13 protein-coding genes, 1 tRNA gene and 2 pseudogenes are annotated in these 15,663 nt (G+C 49.2%); 3 read left to right on the forward strand and 13 right to left on the reverse strand.

The window, feature by feature from the left end; genetic code table 11:
• Nucleotides 1–44 precede the first annotated feature (44 nt).
• The 5 genes and pseudogenes from hscB to iscR form a co-directional block, all read right to left on the reverse strand.
• Nucleotides 45–443: pseudogene (gene hscB, locus ACVBEF_RS16855) on the reverse strand (Fe-S protein assembly co-chaperone HscB); the annotation flags it as partial.
• Between the two features lie 105 nt (nucleotides 444–548).
• The gene (iscA, locus tag ACVBEF_RS16860; protein WP_447125089.1) at nucleotides 549–872 is read right to left on the reverse strand and encodes an iron-sulfur cluster assembly protein IscA; all 324 of its coding nucleotides are present in this window, start codon (nucleotides 870–872) and stop codon (nucleotides 549–551) included.
• Nucleotides 873–979: 107 nt separating this feature from the next.
• On the reverse strand, nucleotides 980–1,384 hold the full coding sequence (gene iscU, locus ACVBEF_RS16865; RefSeq protein ID WP_447125090.1) for a Fe-S cluster assembly scaffold IscU: 405 nt from the start codon (nucleotides 1,382–1,384) through the stop codon (nucleotides 980–982).
• A gap of 66 nt (nucleotides 1,385–1,450) precedes the next feature.
• On the reverse strand, nucleotides 1,451–2,704 hold the full coding sequence (locus ACVBEF_RS16870; RefSeq protein WP_447125091.1) for an IscS subfamily cysteine desulfurase: 1,254 nt from the start codon (nucleotides 2,702–2,704) through the stop codon (nucleotides 1,451–1,453).
• A gap of 18 nt (nucleotides 2,705–2,722) precedes the next feature.
• On the reverse strand, nucleotides 2,723–3,202 hold the full coding sequence (gene iscR / locus ACVBEF_RS16875) for a Fe-S cluster assembly transcriptional regulator IscR (RefSeq protein WP_447125092.1): 480 nt from the start codon (nucleotides 3,200–3,202) through the stop codon (nucleotides 2,723–2,725).
• A 333-nt stretch (nucleotides 3,203–3,535) separates the two neighbouring features.
• Here iscR and ACVBEF_RS16880 point away from each other — a divergent pair, with 333 nt between their 5' ends.
• The gene (locus tag ACVBEF_RS16880; RefSeq protein WP_447125093.1) at nucleotides 3,536–4,387 is read left to right on the forward strand and encodes a TetR/AcrR family transcriptional regulator; all 852 of its coding nucleotides are present in this window, start codon (nucleotides 3,536–3,538) and stop codon (nucleotides 4,385–4,387) included.
• Here ACVBEF_RS16880 and ACVBEF_RS16885 read toward each other — a convergent pair.
• Nucleotides 4,384–5,178, reverse strand: coding sequence for a uracil-DNA glycosylase (locus ACVBEF_RS16885; protein WP_447125094.1), 795 nt, complete (start codon nucleotides 5,176–5,178; stop codon nucleotides 4,384–4,386). The genes ACVBEF_RS16880 and ACVBEF_RS16885 overlap by 4 nt on opposite strands.
• 72 nt (nucleotides 5,179–5,250) lie before the next feature.
• Nucleotides 5,251–7,341: an excinuclease ABC subunit UvrB gene (gene uvrB / locus ACVBEF_RS16890; RefSeq protein ID WP_447125095.1), complete on the reverse strand. Its 2,091-nt coding sequence runs from the start codon at nucleotides 7,339–7,341 to the stop codon at nucleotides 5,251–5,253.
• A gap of 136 nt (nucleotides 7,342–7,477) precedes the next feature.
• Between uvrB and ACVBEF_RS16895 the strand changes: the two genes are divergently transcribed.
• Nucleotides 7,478–8,695 (forward strand): amino acid aminotransferase, encoded by a 1,218-nt coding sequence (locus ACVBEF_RS16895; protein WP_447125096.1) that lies wholly within the window; start codon nucleotides 7,478–7,480, stop codon nucleotides 8,693–8,695.
• A 127-nt stretch (nucleotides 8,696–8,822) separates the two neighbouring features.
• Nucleotides 8,823–8,898, forward strand: a tRNA-Asn gene (locus ACVBEF_RS16900).
• Between the two features lie 724 nt (nucleotides 8,899–9,622).
• On the opposite strand, the gene ACVBEF_RS16905 is transcribed toward ACVBEF_RS16900, so the two are convergent.
• The 6 genes and pseudogenes from ACVBEF_RS16905 to ACVBEF_RS16930 all read right to left on the reverse strand — a co-directional run.
• Entirely contained in the window at nucleotides 9,623–11,398 is a 1,776-nt protein-coding gene (locus ACVBEF_RS16905) for an ATP-binding protein (protein ID WP_447125097.1), read from the reverse strand.
• Nucleotides 11,395–11,757, reverse strand: a complete 363-nt coding sequence (locus ACVBEF_RS16910; protein WP_447125098.1) for a hypothetical protein — start codon at nucleotides 11,755–11,757, stop codon at nucleotides 11,395–11,397. The genes ACVBEF_RS16905 and ACVBEF_RS16910 overlap by 4 nt, the downstream gene beginning before the upstream one ends.
• The gene (locus tag ACVBEF_RS16915) at nucleotides 11,717–12,529 is read right to left on the reverse strand and encodes a hypothetical protein (RefSeq protein WP_447125099.1); all 813 of its coding nucleotides are present in this window, start codon (nucleotides 12,527–12,529) and stop codon (nucleotides 11,717–11,719) included. Before ACVBEF_RS16915 ends, ACVBEF_RS16910 begins: the two co-directional genes overlap by 41 nt.
• Before the next feature lie 479 nt (nucleotides 12,530–13,008).
• Nucleotides 13,009–13,611 carry a hypothetical protein gene (locus tag ACVBEF_RS16920; protein ID WP_447125100.1) on the reverse strand — a complete coding sequence of 201 codons (603 nt, stop codon included), beginning with the start codon at nucleotides 13,609–13,611 and terminating at the stop codon, nucleotides 13,009–13,011.
• Nucleotides 13,608–14,785, reverse strand: a protein-coding gene (locus ACVBEF_RS16925) for an IS3 family transposase (protein ID WP_447122149.1) whose coding sequence is annotated in 2 segments (ribosomal slippage) — nucleotides 13,608–14,518 and nucleotides 14,518–14,785 — 1,179 coding nt in all. Because the reading frame shifts where the segments join, the coding sequence is not laid out codon by codon here. The genes ACVBEF_RS16920 and ACVBEF_RS16925 overlap by 4 nt, the downstream gene beginning before the upstream one ends.
• Before the next feature lie 22 nt (nucleotides 14,786–14,807).
• Nucleotides 14,808–15,663 (reverse strand): annotated as a pseudogene (locus tag ACVBEF_RS16930) (ATP-binding protein); the annotation flags it as partial.

The raw sequence follows: 15,663 nt of genomic DNA on the forward strand, positions 1-15,663 counted from the left end.
TCTCCGACTCAGTAGTTCTATGCCGAGTACCACGGACAAGCACGAATCGATATCAAATCCTTGGTGCGCGCTAAACGCAGGGCCGCATCCAATCTTTCTAACGCTTCAATATCTTTGGCGTCACGCGCATCTTCCAAGGCCTCGCGCCACTCCATTTGCTGCATCAGAAAACTTCCGGGCATGGAGGTATTCGATTCGGCTTGCAAATCAACGCCATTGAGCTCGCATAAATAGGCGGCACGCTTGAACGGATTTTTGAGTGTTTGGTAGGCTTCGTTGGCACGTGTCGCCCATTGCATGGCGACGCGTTTTTCAGCGCCGGTGGCATTGGCAAAACGATCCGGGTGAATCTGATTCTGTACCTCGTGATACGCCCGATCTAACGCTGCCAAATCAAGCGAAAAATCCTGGGGAAGGTGAAACAGATCGAAGTGGTTTTGCATATTTACTTAAAACAAAATTACTTAAAACAAAAGCCTGTTCTGCTGGAACAGGCTTAGTTAATCCATGAGGGATGCGTAGTGAACTGGCTGTGAAGGCAAGCCAGTTTAAATCGTGAAGCTCTCGCCGCAGCCGCACTCATCTTTGACGTTTGGATTATAAAATTTAAAACCCTCGTTCAAGCCTTCACGCGCAAAATCAAGCTCGGTGCCGTCGATGTAAGGCAAACTCTTCGGGTCAACAAAAACCTGGATACCGTGCGATTCAAAAACTGAATCCTCGGTCGTTTTTTCATCGACATATTCGAGTTTGTAAGCAAGCCCCGAACAGCCGGTCGTGCGCACGCCAAAACGCAAGCCGATACCCTTGCCACGTTTTTCGATATAGCGATTAATGTGCTTTGCAGCTTTTTCTGTGAGAGTAATTGCCATAATCTCGTCGTCTCTTTTCCGTTACTTTTTCTCGCCATTCCCGCCAGTTGCAATCTCAAATTGCAACTGGCGGGAATAACATTGTCTGACTATTTACAACTTATAAACTAAGCAGCTTGCTGATGCACAACCGTCCCGTGCTTCGCTTTGTAGTCTTCAACTGCGGCCTTGATCGCATCTTCTGCCAGAATCGAGCAGTGAATTTTGACTGGTGGCAGCGCCAGCTCTTCAGCAATTTGCGTGTTCTTGATCGACATCGCCTGATCCAACGTCTTGCCCTTGACCCACTCCGTCACTAACGATGACGAGGCAATGGCCGAACCGCAACCGTAGGTTTTGAACTTTGCATCCAGAATCACACCATCCGGACCGACTTTGATTTGTAGCTTCATGACATCGCCACAAGCTGGCGCGCCGACCATACCTGTACCTACGGTGTCGTCACCTTTATCAAAGGTACCAACGTTGCGCGGGTTTTCATAATGATCGAGAACTTTTTCTGAATAAGACATTTTATTACTCCTTGTTTGACGCTCTGCGGCTGCGCCGCAAAGAATACAACTATTAGTTATTACTTATTAGTGTGCAGCCCACTGGATCGTACTGATATCGATCCCGTCTTTATACATATCCCAGAGCGGCGACAACTCGCGCAATTTTGCGACTTTGCCCTTGATAAGCTCAATGGTGAAATCGATTTCTTCTTCCGTCGTAAAGCGACCGATAGTGAAACGAATCGAGCTATGCGCCAACTCATCGTTGCGGCCAAGTGCGCGCAATACGTACGATGGTTCCAGACTGGCTGAGGTACAAGCCGAGCCTGACGACACCGCGATATCTTTAATTGCCATCACCAGCGATTCGCCTTCAACATAATTGAAACTGACGTTCAGGTTATGCGGTACACGGTGCTCCATATCGCCATTGATATAGACCTCTTCCATGGTCTGCAAACCAGTCGCTAAACGGTCCCGCAAAGCGCGGATACGCACCAGCTCAGTCGCCATTTCTTCATTGGCAATCTGAAATGCCTCACCCATGCCGACGATCTGATGCGTCGGCAAAGTACCAGAACGCAGACCGCGCTCATGACCGCCACCGTGCATTTGCGCTTCAAGACGCACACGCGGCTTGCGACGCACGTACAACGCGCCTATGCCTTTAGGACCGTAGGTTTTATGCGCTGTGAAAGTCATCAGATCGACTTTCCATTTTTCCAGATCGATTTCTAGCTTGCCGGTTGCCTGTGCCGCGTCGCAATGGAAAATAATGCCTTTTGCACGGCACAGTTCGCCAATTTCAGGGATCGGCTGAATCACGCCGATTTCATTATTGACCAGCATCACCGATATCAAAATCGTATCCGGGCGAATTGCCGCTTCCAGTTGTTCAATCGTGATCAGGCCGTTATCTTGCGGCTGCAAATACGTTGCTTCAAAACCCTGGCGCTCAAGTTCACGTACGGTATCAAGCACTGCTTTGTGCTCGGTCTTGACCGTGATGATGTGTTTGCCCTTGGTTTTATAGAAATTCGCTGCGCCTTTCAGCGCAAGGTTATTTCCTTCAGTTGCGCCCGACGTCCAGATAATTTCGCGGGAATCGGCGTGCACTAGCGCGGCGACTTGCTCACGTGCATCTTCAACCGCTTTTTCAGCAGTCCATCCATACATATGGCTGCGCGAAGCAGGATTGCCGAATTGCTCACGCAAATACGGAATCATTTTGTCGGCAACACGCGGATCAATTGGCGTAGTCGACGAGTAATCCATATAAATGGGGAAGTGCGGTGCCTTGAGAGTATCTATCAGGCTTTTTTCCAGAGGTGCGTTCATACTTTTTCCAAGCTCCAATCAAGCAATCAGGTGGGAACGATGCATTACCACCACATTTTGTTCAGGGTTTTTTTGTTGTAGATGGGCATTTTGCTGGTCCACCAAATCTTTCAGTGATACCGAATCCAGATATTCGACCATTTTTCCGTTCAGTGTTGCCCACAGATCGTGGGTCATACAGCGACCACCGCCCTCTGCGCTATGGCAATTTTCCTTGCCACCGCACTGCGTTGCATCAAGCGGCTCATCGACGGCAATAATAATATCGGCGACAGTGACATCTTCAGCGCGCCGCGCCAGGTTATAACCACCACCGGGTCCACGTACTGATTCAACTATTTGATGGCGACGCAATTTGCCAAATAATTGTTCTAAGTAGGATAACGAAATTTCTTGTCTCTCGCTGATGGCTGACAATGTGACAGGTCCTCGACCTTGACGTAAAGCCAAATCAATCATCGCAGTTACCGCAAATCGGCCTTTCGTAGTCAGACGCATAGGGTCTCCGGTCGTAACAACTATTTATTACTGCTTTATTGAAATACCTGAATAATTTTGTCTAGTATAACAAACTTGAGTGAATTCATCAGGTATTACCCAATTTCGGACAATATTCTATTAAATCAATTACTTAGAAGCTGCCAACAACTATCAAAAAGACAATTTTTAGACGCCCTTCCGACTTTCCAATTGAACTTGCCTGCCCTACTGCGGTCTTGATCCCAACTCCGCAATAAAAAAATGTGCATTTCTCAAAAACAAGCCATCAAGCATGCCGTTGATCAAACTATAATACCGCCCCTTCCGGTACACATTACTTCAGAACCACGCATGGCCACCCGCAAATCTAAAACCCCGCAATCCCCCACCCATAGAGCCGAGAAGAAGCGCGCAGATATCTTGAAATCGGCAGGAAAGTGCTTCCGCAAAACTGGCTTTCACCAAACATCGATGCAGGAAATCTGCACCGAAGTCGGTCTTGGACCGGGCGCGGTGTATCGCTACTTCACAGGCAAGGACGCGATTATCGCCGCGCTGGCCGAAGATGAGCGACGCCAGGCGCGCGCGATGCTGAGCGAATTTCACGACGCCGATAATTTACCCGAAGCGCTATCGGCCATTACGCAAGCGTTTGCGCTGCGTTATGCGGCAACCAGTGATGCGGGGCTGATGACTGAAATCTACGCGGAAGGCTTGCGCAACAAAAAAGTCGGCGCGATTATCAAAAAAGCGGAATTCGAATGGGTTGATGGCCTGGCCGAGATGCTGCGTACTGCACAGCAACGCCAGCAAATTAATCCGGGGCTTGATGCAGAGCAAGTAGCGCTGTTACTGAGCGCGATGTGGGACGGCCTCGTTATTCGGCAAGCCTATACGCAAAGTACACAGAATCAGCCGCAACCATTGCTCGCACTATTCGATAGCATGCTAAAAAATTGGCTAACGCCAGATACGCCGCAGACCAAGCCCGTCAAAGCGAAGTCAATTCCTAAAATTGAACTTCCGATTATCAAAGTTCCTGTCGAAAAGGTAGCAAAGAAACCAGAGGAAGATCTTCGTCAATCCAATCTTTTTTCACCCGAAAAAAGCCCGGCAAAAATAATTACACCAGAAGCGGATGAACTGATCGATACGGATGAGAATGACGCCGAGACCGATTTGCGTCAAATGAGTCTGATTTAATTAAAGGCTTCCTGCTTACGCAACAAATGCATAGGCCCAAATAAGGCCTGCATCCCGGCATTGCCAATAAAACTCAGGTTATAGGGATGCTCTGCAACCGCCTTTGGGAATGGCGTAGTGAGCGCTAATGCATTTACCTGCTCAGCAATCTTTCCCCACAACACCAGCGTAGGCAGCATCTCAGCGCCGTGCCGTATCAAGCCATCTAAAACAACTTGTAAAAACGGCAGCCACGGCTTAGCTTCCTTCACTGGCGCCACCACAGAGCGAAACACCAACGTCGCATTGAGCAGCAAAAATCCCTCAGCGGTCAGATTTTTCTGCAAATCCCCCAGAGTCTGAATCGCCGTAGAACCGGATTCCTGCGCACGCAACGCCACCCCGCCCATTGCATCGCCCGTCGTTTTCTCAATCGCCAGCTGACCGTCCGCAACCAACAACATTTTCATGAAATTACGCAACGAAGTGGCGCGATTGACCGACTTTGAAAGCCCGCTGTCAGACCATAGCGAACCAACCGCCCCATCCATAAAACACACCCCCGTCGCACTCGCCGCACGCGGATACGGCCCCTCGCCGATCAAGACATACTTCACCGCCTTCAAAGGCTGCGCAAATGCCGCAAACAAACGCCCATCAGTCGGCAAATAATCTGACGACACCAACTCCGATAAATAGGCCGGATGCGCTGCGACCATTGCGCCCAAGCCTTCCAGCAGAATCGGACGCCAGGAAGGGTCAGCGAGCTCCAACGCACGATGGATTTCAACAGGAATTGCAAAATCAGGCATAAATAACATCTTTAAAATAACAAAAAAAATCCGCATTTCTTCAAGAGAAAAATGCGCGGATATTCAAACGCTTCAACCAGAAAACGGCACAACGTTATCCACGCCAGGCGCGCCAAATAACTGCTGCTTCAACTGATGCATTTGATCGCGCACCTGCGCCGCTTTTTCGAACTCCAGATTCTTCGCGTGATCGCCCATCAGTTTTTCCAAGCGTTTGATTTCTTTACTGACCTGCTTCTCACTCATCGATTCATACTTCACCCGATCCTGCGCCGCATGCAATTCCTCACGCGCACCTTGCTGGCTGTAGACGCCATCAATCAAGTCTCTGATTTCCTTGCGGATTCCCATCGGTGTAATCCCATTCGCCAAATTATGGGCAATCTGCTTAGCGCGCCGGCGTTCCGTTTCATCAATGGCGCGACGCATCGAATCCGTCATCCGATCTGCGTACAAAATGGCCTTGCCGTTCAAGTTACGCGCAGCACGCCCGATGGTCTGAATGAGGCTTCTCTCTGAGCGCAAAAAACCTTCTTTATCGGCATCCAGAATCGCCACTAACGACACCTCAGGAATATCCAAACCCTCTCGCAGCAAATTGATACCCACCAGTACATCAAAAGTCCCCAGACGCAGATCGCGAATGATTTCCACGCGCTCAACCGTTTCGATATCGCTATGCAGATAACGTACCTTGATCCCGTTATCGCTCAAAAAATCTGTTAATTGCTCCGCCATACGCTTGGTCAGCGTCGTCACTAAAACACGCTCGTTTTTCTTAATGCGAGCGTTCGCTTCAGTCATCAAATCATCTACCTGACTGAGCGCCGGACGCACTTCAATTAATGGATCGACCAGACCGGTTGGCCGCACCACTTGTTCCACCACTTGATCGGCATGCTGTTTTTCATAATCGGCGGGCGTAGCTGACACAAAAATTGTCTGACGCATCTTGCCCTCAAACTCATCGAACCGCAGGGGCCGATTATCCAGCGCCGACGGCAAGCGGAAACCGTAATCCACCAGATTAGTTTTGCGTGCGCGGTCGCCGTTATACATGCCGTTAAGCTGACCGATCAACACATGCGATTCATCGAGAAACATCAACGCGTCTTTCGGCAAATAATCCACCAACGTCGGCGGCGGCTCGCCCGCTTTGGCCCCGCTCAAATGGCGCGAATAATTTTCGATCCCTTTGGTAAAACCGATCTCCTGCATCATCTCTAAATCGAAACGCGTGCGCTGCTCAATGCGCTGCTCTTCAATGAGCTTGTTTTCCTTACGGAAAAAATCCAATCGCTCACGCAACTCATCTTTAATCGTTTCAATGGCACGCAACACCGTCCCACGTGGCGTCACATAATGCGACCCGGGATAAATCGTAAAGCGTGGAATTTTTTGTTTTACGCGCCCTGTCAGCGGATCGAAAAGTTGCAGGCTGTCAATTTCGTCATCGAACATTTCAATCCGTAACGCCAGCTCTGCATGCTCAGCCGGAAATACATCAATAGTGTCGCCGCGCACGCGGAAAGTAGCGCGTCCGAAATCGATCTCGTTGCGGTTGTATTGCATCTGAATCAAGCGCGCAATCAGATCACGCTGGCTGACCTTATCCTTGACGCGCAAGGTCAAAATCATTTGGTGATACTCGCTCGGGTTCCCAATACCGTAAATCGCCGACACCGTCGCCACAATCACCACATCGCGCCGCTCCATGAGCGATTTAGTGCAGGACAAACGCATTTGCTCAATATGTTCATTGATCGATGAGTCTTTCTCAATGAACAAATCACGCTGCGGAACGTAAGCTTCCGGCTGGTAATAATCGTAATAACTAACGAAATATTCCACCGCATTATGCGGAAAAAATTCGCGAAATTCGCTATACAACTGCGCCGCCAACGTCTTATTTGGCGCAAATACGATGGCCGGTCGCCCCATACGCGCGATGACGTTAGCCATCGTATAAGTCTTGCCAGAACCGGTAACGCCGAGCAACGTCTGGTAAAACAGACCATCCTCGATCCCCTCTGAGAGCTTATCTATCGCCGCAGGTTGGTCGCCAGCAGGCAAAAATGGCTGAAAAAGTTTATACGGCGAATTAGGGAAAGTGACAATGTTGGCATCATCGATTTTGTTAGCAACTTGTAAAATGTCAATCATAGACCTCGACCCTTGGTAGCTTTGGTAGAATACGCGTTAGTCAATCAGCGCCGACTCGCGATACATTTGAGATCCGGCACAGCATTCAACCCGACTGCAAACACCCTGTTTGCGGCCAACTTTTTATGTTATCACGATGAACGCTCCTCTTTCAGCCTCCCTCTTCAACGCCATCGAAATGGCGCCACGCGACCCAATCCTGGGCGTAACAGACGGTTTCAACGCGGACCAAAATCCCAACAAAACCAATCTCGGCGTCGGCGTCTACTACGACGACAACGGCAAAGTACCCCTGCTGGAATGCGTACGCACAGCAGAAGCGCAACTCATTGAAAAGCTGTCACCACGCACCTACCTCCCTATCGACGGTCTGGCCGCGTACGACAAAGCCGTACAAGAACTGGTATTTGGCGCTGGCAGCGATGTCATCAAAGAAAAGCGCGCCATCACCGTGCAAGCCATCGGCGGCACCGGCGCATTGAAACTGGGCGCAGACTTCCTCAAGCGCTTCTCCGCAGAAGACGCCCAAGTCTGGATCAGCGATCCAAGCTGGGAAAACCACCGCGCCTTATTTGAGTCGGCAGGTTTCACTGTCAACAATTACCCGTACTACGACGCAGAAACCCGCGGCGTAAATTTTGCCGGAATGCTGGCCGCCTTAAAAACCATGAACAGCGGTGCCATCGTCCTGCTGCATGCCTGCTGCCACAACCCCACCGGTGCCGACCTGACTAACGACCAATGGTCAGAAGTCATCCAGGTAGTAACAGAGCGCGGCCTGATACCCTTCCTCGACATGGCCTACCAAGGCTTTGGCGACGGCATTGAAGCCGACGGCGAAGTAGTCCGCCGCTTCACGCAAGCAGGTGGACCGCTATTCGTATCCAACTCGTTCTCCAAATCTTTCTCGCTCTACGGCGAACGCGTAGGCGCACTAAGCATCGTCGCCGCCAGTACCGAAGAAGCAAGCCGCATTCTGTCACAACTCAAACGCGTCATCCGCACCAACTACTCCAACCCACCGATACACGGCGGTCAAGTTGTAGCAACTGCATTAGCCTCGCCAGAGCTCCGCGCATTGTGGGAAGAAGAACTAGCAGGCATGCGCGTACGCATTCGCGAGATGCGTCAACTGCTGGCCAAAAAATTAAAAGAACAAGCCCCCGCCCATGATTTCGACTTCGTCATCAAGCAACGCGGCATGTTCTCCTACACCGGCTTGACCAAAGCGCAAGTCGAAAGACTACGCGACGAGTTCTCAATCCACACCATCGATACCGGTCGGATTTGTGTTGCTGCATTAAATACAAAAAATATTGATTATGTTGTAGCAGCAATCGCAAAAGTCCTTTAGAATAGCGGCTCTTTTGGACGAAGACGAAGTTAGTTTTAAAGCGTTTTCAGTCAAATAAGAATGCAAGAAAAGTTGGGGGAAATTTGACAATTGAATATTTCCAAACTATAATTCTGCTTCTTTCTTTTCCCTGATAGCTCAGTTGGTAGAGCGACGGACTGTTAATCCGCAGGTCCCTGGTTCGAGTCCAGGTCGGGGAGCCAGAACATGCAACAAAATCAAAGAGTTACACGCTTCGGCTTGTAGCTCTTTTTTCTTTTGTGCTACGCAATTAATGCTTTGCTCCGCAAAAGTACGACACCATCCCATTCATCCGAAGGAATTCCTTCACCGCCCGGCCAATCGCTGCGACCTCCTTCGGCTCCATAATGCAATCGCTTAACAGCCCGGCACATTGAAGCGCGGTCTTAACCTCTCTTGCGGAATTGATTTTTACACCTTTTTGTTAGCTTTCTGTTGCGTATATTTCAACGCTATTAATTCAAAGAACCTCCACTTGAGCTATGAAGTTCCTAATTCTCAAGATATCGGCTAATGTCAACTGCTCATGTAAAAGAATCGGTTCGCAAAAGTAGAAAGTAAGTGAAATTTTTGAGTGTCTGTAATGCAGCGGTTGCAGACATTGGTTACCAATGAGGCGGTCATTGATGAATACTATATTCGGGTTCCCCCTTTACAATTTTAGGAGGCCGCTTAACCTTACATTGCGGCCGTTCGCTGGTTTAGACGACGGCTACTTTTCCAGTGTTTTGGAACGGCCGGTTTCTGCTTCTTAAAAAATGCAGTCGCCCCAATGCCGAAGTTCAGCATTGCTGGCTAGATTAATGTTTTGGGTCAGAATTCGGCTATGCCTACCGAGAGAAAAATGGTCAATTTACCCCTTTACTGGAATGCCATCCCCCAAGTAGGTGCCACTATTTGAGCGATTTAAGTTGGTGGGATTGCCCATAACTCCTCAAGGTTGACATCATCACTAGCGGGTCGATGCTCTTTGAGGAGTGGGTCGATCTTCAAAATCATAGGAAGGTCAAACGCTGTTCCCGTAACTACGCAGCATCCTTTAGCCAAGGTAGGTATCAAGGCTTTGGAAGATGAATCAAGGGTACTAATGGTGTTGTCCAGTAGCATAAGGTCGCGCTCATTAACTAGGCGATGGATAAAGAAATTGTGAATCTGTGAAACGATGGTCGGCGAAATGTCGGCTGGTCGCTGGCTTGAGAGCGTGAGGTAGACGCCGTACTTGCGGCCCTCCTTGATGATCTCTTCAAAGAGCTCAAGTCGGTAGTCCTTCCATATTTCATGCTCTCGCGTAGACTGCTCAGAAAGAATGTTGTGCGCCTCGTCAATGATGAGATGCAAAGTTCGAGTTGGCGGGCTCCTCAGATTCTCAGAGTCCTTATGGTTAATGTAGAAATTTTTGGCGATGAGCAGCGGCAATATTTTTTTGATCTCGTTCTTGCACTTTTTGAGCGAGATGACATGTAACAGGTGATGCGCTGGCGGGGTATCTACAATCTCCAGCACATTGCGAAGTGCTGCGATGGATGATTTGGCTCGCGATAAGACTGGCTGAATATGTTCGAACTGGGCGTAGCCTAGGACGACATCTGAGCAAAGCTGAAGATAGCATCTCAAGATGAATTCGTTGAACTGGTCAAGCGCATCAACATTCACGTGCGTTTCAAGCAGTGGTTGTAGGAACTCTTTAAAGCCCTTGTTGTTCGAGTTATAGAAGTGACCTTCGGAAGCTTGGAAATACTTAAACTTCGAATTGTAGTTGATCCCCTGCAGATGATCCTGCAATGGCCCACAGCCAATTATTCGTGCGATCTCGCGGCTCAATTCCAAAGCGTCAGGTTTTGGCTCGCTCGCGCTGAAGGCTTTCTCAAAGGTTTTTTCAATGTAGCGCTTCAACGGCACCCCTTTGAATTTTTCTTTGCCCGTCATTACACGTCGTAAGAATGGTTGCTGAGTGTTGGTTGTGGCCTGGAAAAGTAAGCTCAGAGTCTCTACATCCCAGAAATGAGCACTTTCAATCTGAAACTTATCGCCACCTTTTTTCGAATCAAGGACAATAATCTGCTTGTCCTTGGCGGGAAGAATCTGACCTTCGGTGTACTCGCCATTAAAGTCAATGATGACGAACTGACTCTTGTCTTTCAGGGCTGCCAGCTTTTCGCTGAAAAGCGTCGTATAGAGCTTGGCAAGGGTATTGGACTTTCCGCTTCCGGTGTTGCCAAAGATTGCAAGATGGGCGTTGAAAATCTTCGTCCATGGCAAATTGATGGGGACATTCTCCTTGAGCATGGAGCCAATAGAGAAATGAGTTTCCCCCTCCGTTCCGTAGATTTTGCAAACCATTGACTCACTTATAAGTGACGCCTTGTCCCTTATCATGGGCATGTACTTCACGCCCTCATAGAATTTTTCATCTACGACATAACCGATTGGACGCAAATCTACCTTTCGGACGTAAGTGGTTTTTTCGGCTTCTGACTCTAACTTTCTTTCGTCAAGGTATTCGCCTTCAACTAGGCAAACGATATCAATGAAGCCGCGTTGGATAAGCACATGCTCTCCGAGCGAAACGCCCCTATATTTAACGCCATCATAAAAAATCGTTTCGTGGCTTGAATCTTCAAAGATGCGAAGAGAAATCCGAATTCCTGAGACTGCGATAACTTCACCTACGACGATGCTCATAGATCGGACTCAGGTGGAACATAGGTTTCGGGCTTAAGGGAAAAGACGTACTTATTGAAGTTTGTAAAGTCCATCTTTACGCCGCCGGGCGGGCCGATCACCTTAACGTTTTTCCACTGATTGAATTCTTTTTCCATTTCCTCGGCACTGGCTTGGCTGTAGCAACAAATAAATGTCTGAAGATGTAGATTTGAAAGCGAGCGTTGAACAATCTTCAGGATGTGCTCATCCGCAAACGAGAAACCAAAGGTTATGAGAATTGAATTGGGCTTCTCAAGCTCGTAGCTTAAGTGCCTAAGCATCTGGTAATAATGCTCTTCAAATACGGTTTCGTGAAACTTCCATTTGGTGGGATTCACAATAGGGATCTTGTCGTACAGACTCCAAAAATTCTCCATTTGCTGGCGGGTGAATGACACAACAGGGAAGTTTTTTGGTAGTGCCTTCCTTTGTGCCGAGAAAGGTGGAGAATTTTTTGATCTTTTCTATGGTTTGGGCAGTGAGCAGATTTTGGAAATCGTTGGTGTACTTGATCTCGATCTTCTCGCCACTCTTTGACCAGTAAACAGATCCGTGAAGGTGGATGATGTTTAGCTGGGGGATGCCGTAATTGGTGCGCTCAAAAATACCCGTCTGATATTGAAAGGTATTGAAGTTCTTAGCATGCAGATGCTTCGTATGAAAACCTGAAGTGCCATCGTTCACAACAAAATCATGTGAGCCCTTGCAGAGTATGCTGTCGGCGCTGTGAGTTAAGCATCCATCATAATTCGTCGTGAAGATGTTGATTTTCCGATTCAAGTCCTTCCTTCGGTCCAGCAAGCCAAGGAGGGTCTTCAAAAAAACTTCGTAATTTTTAAGGTTGACCAAGCCCTTTGCATCCTTGATCCCAACGGGGGAGAAAGTCTGTACTGGAAAAATGCACGAATGGTAGTAGTGCATGAAAAGAGCAGTATACTTTTCCTGATGTTTCTCGAACTTGGTGGCGAGACTTTCAATCGTCTCCCAATCACCTTTTTCATCCTTTATTTCCAATGCCAATGTAGGAAATAGATCCGCTGACGCGCCTGAGCCAATGAGAATGTTGATGTTCTTGTTATATGCGTCCAGCGCCTCTATTGCCTCAAACATAGTTACTCCTTTTTTGGGTCTTCGAAAAGAGCATCTATCCAATGATTTTCCATACAACTTGAACGGTAGTTGTTGCCCGATTGTACACATACAGCATGAATACCGAAAGCGGTCATCTGGCAGTTCGTAAGCTAAATGATGGGCCGTTTTGCGCCAAGTAGTTCAATCCGGCTTCAATCATACGGTCGTTTTATTACGGAGAGCCATATGACTGCCGACTGCTTTGTGCGATTTTGGTGAACGCGCACAATCGGCCAGGAACTGTCATTCATAAGCTCCCCAAAGCAGCGATTTAAATGACTGCTTCACTCTGAAACCTGTCGAACCAGCTATGTGTTCAATTCGGACAAAGCTACCGTTCAAATGCTAATGCTGTCTGGTCGCTGCCAATCTGCGGCTGTCTTTCGAGTGCCACCAAAGGGGAATCGCAATGAAGAGGGATTCTGATCCATAAAATCACCGCGAACAATCCTGTCGGGCTAGGAAGGCAATCGAATCTCTCGGAACGCCTTACCGAGCTGAAGCGCTGCACTTCGCCGGTCTCCCATGTCAATCAACAGATCGAGGATTCGCAGGAACTTCTGAGCAAGAGCCAGCGTCATAGGCGCGTTAAGATGTGCAAAGTTATGCACCAGCTCCGAAATGCGTGCCGGAATGAACGTGCCATGCCAACCTTTTAAAGTATTTGATCCATCGCCGATAATTGCGATCACTTGGTCTGCGAAGGCGTTGGCTGGATAGTTGGCATACGCTCGCTCACAAAGCGTCAAGAAAGGATCCATCACGGAAGCCGTCCATCCGCCGAATCGAACGAAACGATCGATCAGGGGTAGGATACGTCCGATTTCTGCCCAATCCCCGTTGACGTAGCGAGCGGCCAAGTCTGCGTGTTTGACTGAGACAAACATTAACGTGCGAACAAGGTCAGGCTGGTCGAAGCCCGAGAGTTCTCCACTCCTGTAGCCGTCGCGCGTGAAGGTAGAGGCTTCAAGAAGTCGCCTGAGACAAAGATCAAGCGTCGCGACTGCGTCGGCTGGGACCACCATTGCATCGTACATGTAGGAGCAAACTGTGGTGGTCAAGTAATTTCGGACACAACAATAGGTTTTTTTTCTGCCATTTTTCGCTCGTAGGCGACGGGCGACAGATTTCCCAATACTGAATTGAATCGCTCGGTGTTATAGAACCCGACAATGTAAGCAGTAATGTCTTTGCTAGCCTCCGCGTGGTTGGCATATTGGCGTTGCCAGACGCGTTCCATCTTGAGATTGAGGAAGAAGCGTTCAGCAACGGCATTGTCCCAGCAGTTTGCACGGCGGCTCATACTGCAAACAAAGCCATGTTCATCGAGAAGGCCCTGGTAGAGCTGGCTGGCATATTGGCTGCCGCGATCGGAATGGACAATTAGCCCGGAGGCTGGTTGTCGTTGCGCAATCGCCATGTTCAGAGCAGCACAAACCAGTTCTGCTGGCATGCTCGGAGCCATCGCCCAACCGACTATTTTGCGTGCGAACAAATCCAGGACGATGGCCAGATACAGCCACCCGGCACCAGTACGGATGTAGGTAATATCAGTGACATACGCCAAGTCTGGTGCAGCAGGATTGAACTGCCGGTTGAGGATATTAGCGGCTACTGGCAAGTTATGTTTGCTGTCTGTTGTGTGGATAAACTTACGTTTCCAAACGGGTTTTAAGCTGGCTCGGCGCATCAGGCTACGTATCTTGTAGCGACCGATCACAAAGCCTTGATTCCTCATTGCGGTGACCAACCGACGACTGCCATAGCTTTGATGGCTGGCCATAAAAGCAGCCTTCAGGTGAACGCTTGTTTTACACAAAACCGGTTTAGCAGCACGATGCTGTGCCTCGTAATAGCCAGAACGACTCACGCTCAGGACGCGGCAGCAGTGTTTTACCGGGAAGGCCTTCTCTTGCAGTTGACGAATGAGTTGATAGCTCATTTCATTTCCCGGGCAAAGAAGGCCGATGCTTTTTTTAAGATATCAACATCCTGGCGAAGTTGGCGATTATCGTTTTCTAATTGTCGTATCCGTTGCTGCTCGGAGGTCAGCGGTAATCCTATCCCCGGCTTGCCGTTCTGCTCAGCGCCGTACTGCGTTACCCAACGACGAATTGCTGTGGTGCCTATGTTCATACTGGCGCTGACATGTTGAATACTCAGGCCTTGTTCTTTGATCATCCGCACGACTTCCAGCTTCAGGCTGCTGTCGTAATTCTTATGTTGCTTTGACATTTATATTTCCTCAGTTGATGGATTATCCACCCATTGAGGTGTCCGGAAAAATTAGACCACAGCAGATCTCTTCCATCCATTGAGGCCCGCGATCGCCCAAGACATGGAAGAAGGCCCATTCGAAGAAGATGTCATGAGCGAAGCGAACAGAGATCCCCTGGCGAGCATTTTGGAGTATGCCATCCGATCTTAGATCATTAATTTGTGCCACCGAGGTAAGCTGGCTAAGCCGAATCGGTTGGTTGAGCTCCCGGGCACGAACACGAGCTAGGTCAAGTAGTGCACGCTGGCGCTCAATTGCGCTTTGACCTGTGTCGTTGTAGCCGCCCCGTCGCCACCAATTCTCAATCAGATCGACTTCAGATTGGGGGGCAAATGTCGGGGTGTTCGGGTTGGCGACGTAACTCTGATTCAGTACCTTTGCGAAAAATGGTCGTCGGACGATCTCTTGCACCTGGGCAGATCCAAACAAAAGTGGCCTCAGGTGGGGTTTGGCTTTTGCGAGCGCCGTAGCTTCTTCGTCGCTCAGCTGACCCACGTCAAGAGTCTCGACCTTCATGGCATCAAGGAAGTCGCCTAGCCAATTGCGAAGCACCTCAATCCCGGTGTCGCGGAGGGAGGCGACGACGCGCCAGTTATCGAGGAGCGGCGACTCCATGATGGTACGGAATATGTCGAGGATGACAGGCTGCCGTTCTTTATCGATACGATCGATCGCATCGATAAAGAAAATAGGTGTTCCGGCTGCCCCGACCTCCACGAGAAGTTGTTCTAGCGAGGCACTCGAGAGACCATGCGCGGTCGCGTAGCTAATCCAACTGGTCCCTTCGAGTTGTTCGGCTTTGAGAAATAAGACCGGTCCGCGATCCAGCGCGCGC

The sequence above is a fragment of the Glaciimonas sp. GG7 genome (assembly GCF_052976905.1).

Coding starts and splice junctions, on each gene's coding strand:
- iscU (WP_447125090.1), bottom strand. CDS start 1,384: ATGTCTTATTCAGAAAAAGTTCTCGATCATTATGAAAACCCGCGCAAC.
- ACVBEF_RS16885 (WP_447125094.1), bottom strand. CDS start 5,178: ATGCCTGATTTTGCAATTCCTGTTGAAATCCATCGTGCGTTGGAGCTC.
- ACVBEF_RS16895 (WP_447125096.1), top strand. CDS start 7,478: ATGAACGCTCCTCTTTCAGCCTCCCTCTTCAACGCCATCGAAATGGCG.
- ACVBEF_RS16870 (WP_447125091.1), bottom strand. CDS start 2,704: ATGAACGCACCTCTGGAAAAAAGCCTGATAGATACTCTCAAGGCACCG.
- uvrB (WP_447125095.1), bottom strand. CDS start 7,341: ATGATTGACATTTTACAAGTTGCTAACAAAATCGATGATGCCAACATT.
- iscA (WP_447125089.1), bottom strand. CDS start 872: ATGGCAATTACTCTCACAGAAAAAGCTGCAAAGCACATTAATCGCTAT.
- ACVBEF_RS16905 (WP_447125097.1), bottom strand. CDS start 11,398: ATGAGCATCGTCGTAGGTGAAGTTATCGCAGTCTCAGGAATTCGGATT.
- ACVBEF_RS16915 (WP_447125099.1), bottom strand. CDS start 12,529: ATGTTTGAGGCAATAGAGGCGCTGGACGCATATAACAAGAACATCAAC.
- ACVBEF_RS16880 (WP_447125093.1), top strand. CDS start 3,536: ATGGCCACCCGCAAATCTAAAACCCCGCAATCCCCCACCCATAGAGCC.
- iscR (WP_447125092.1), bottom strand. CDS start 3,202: ATGCGTCTGACTACGAAAGGCCGATTTGCGGTAACTGCGATGATTGAT.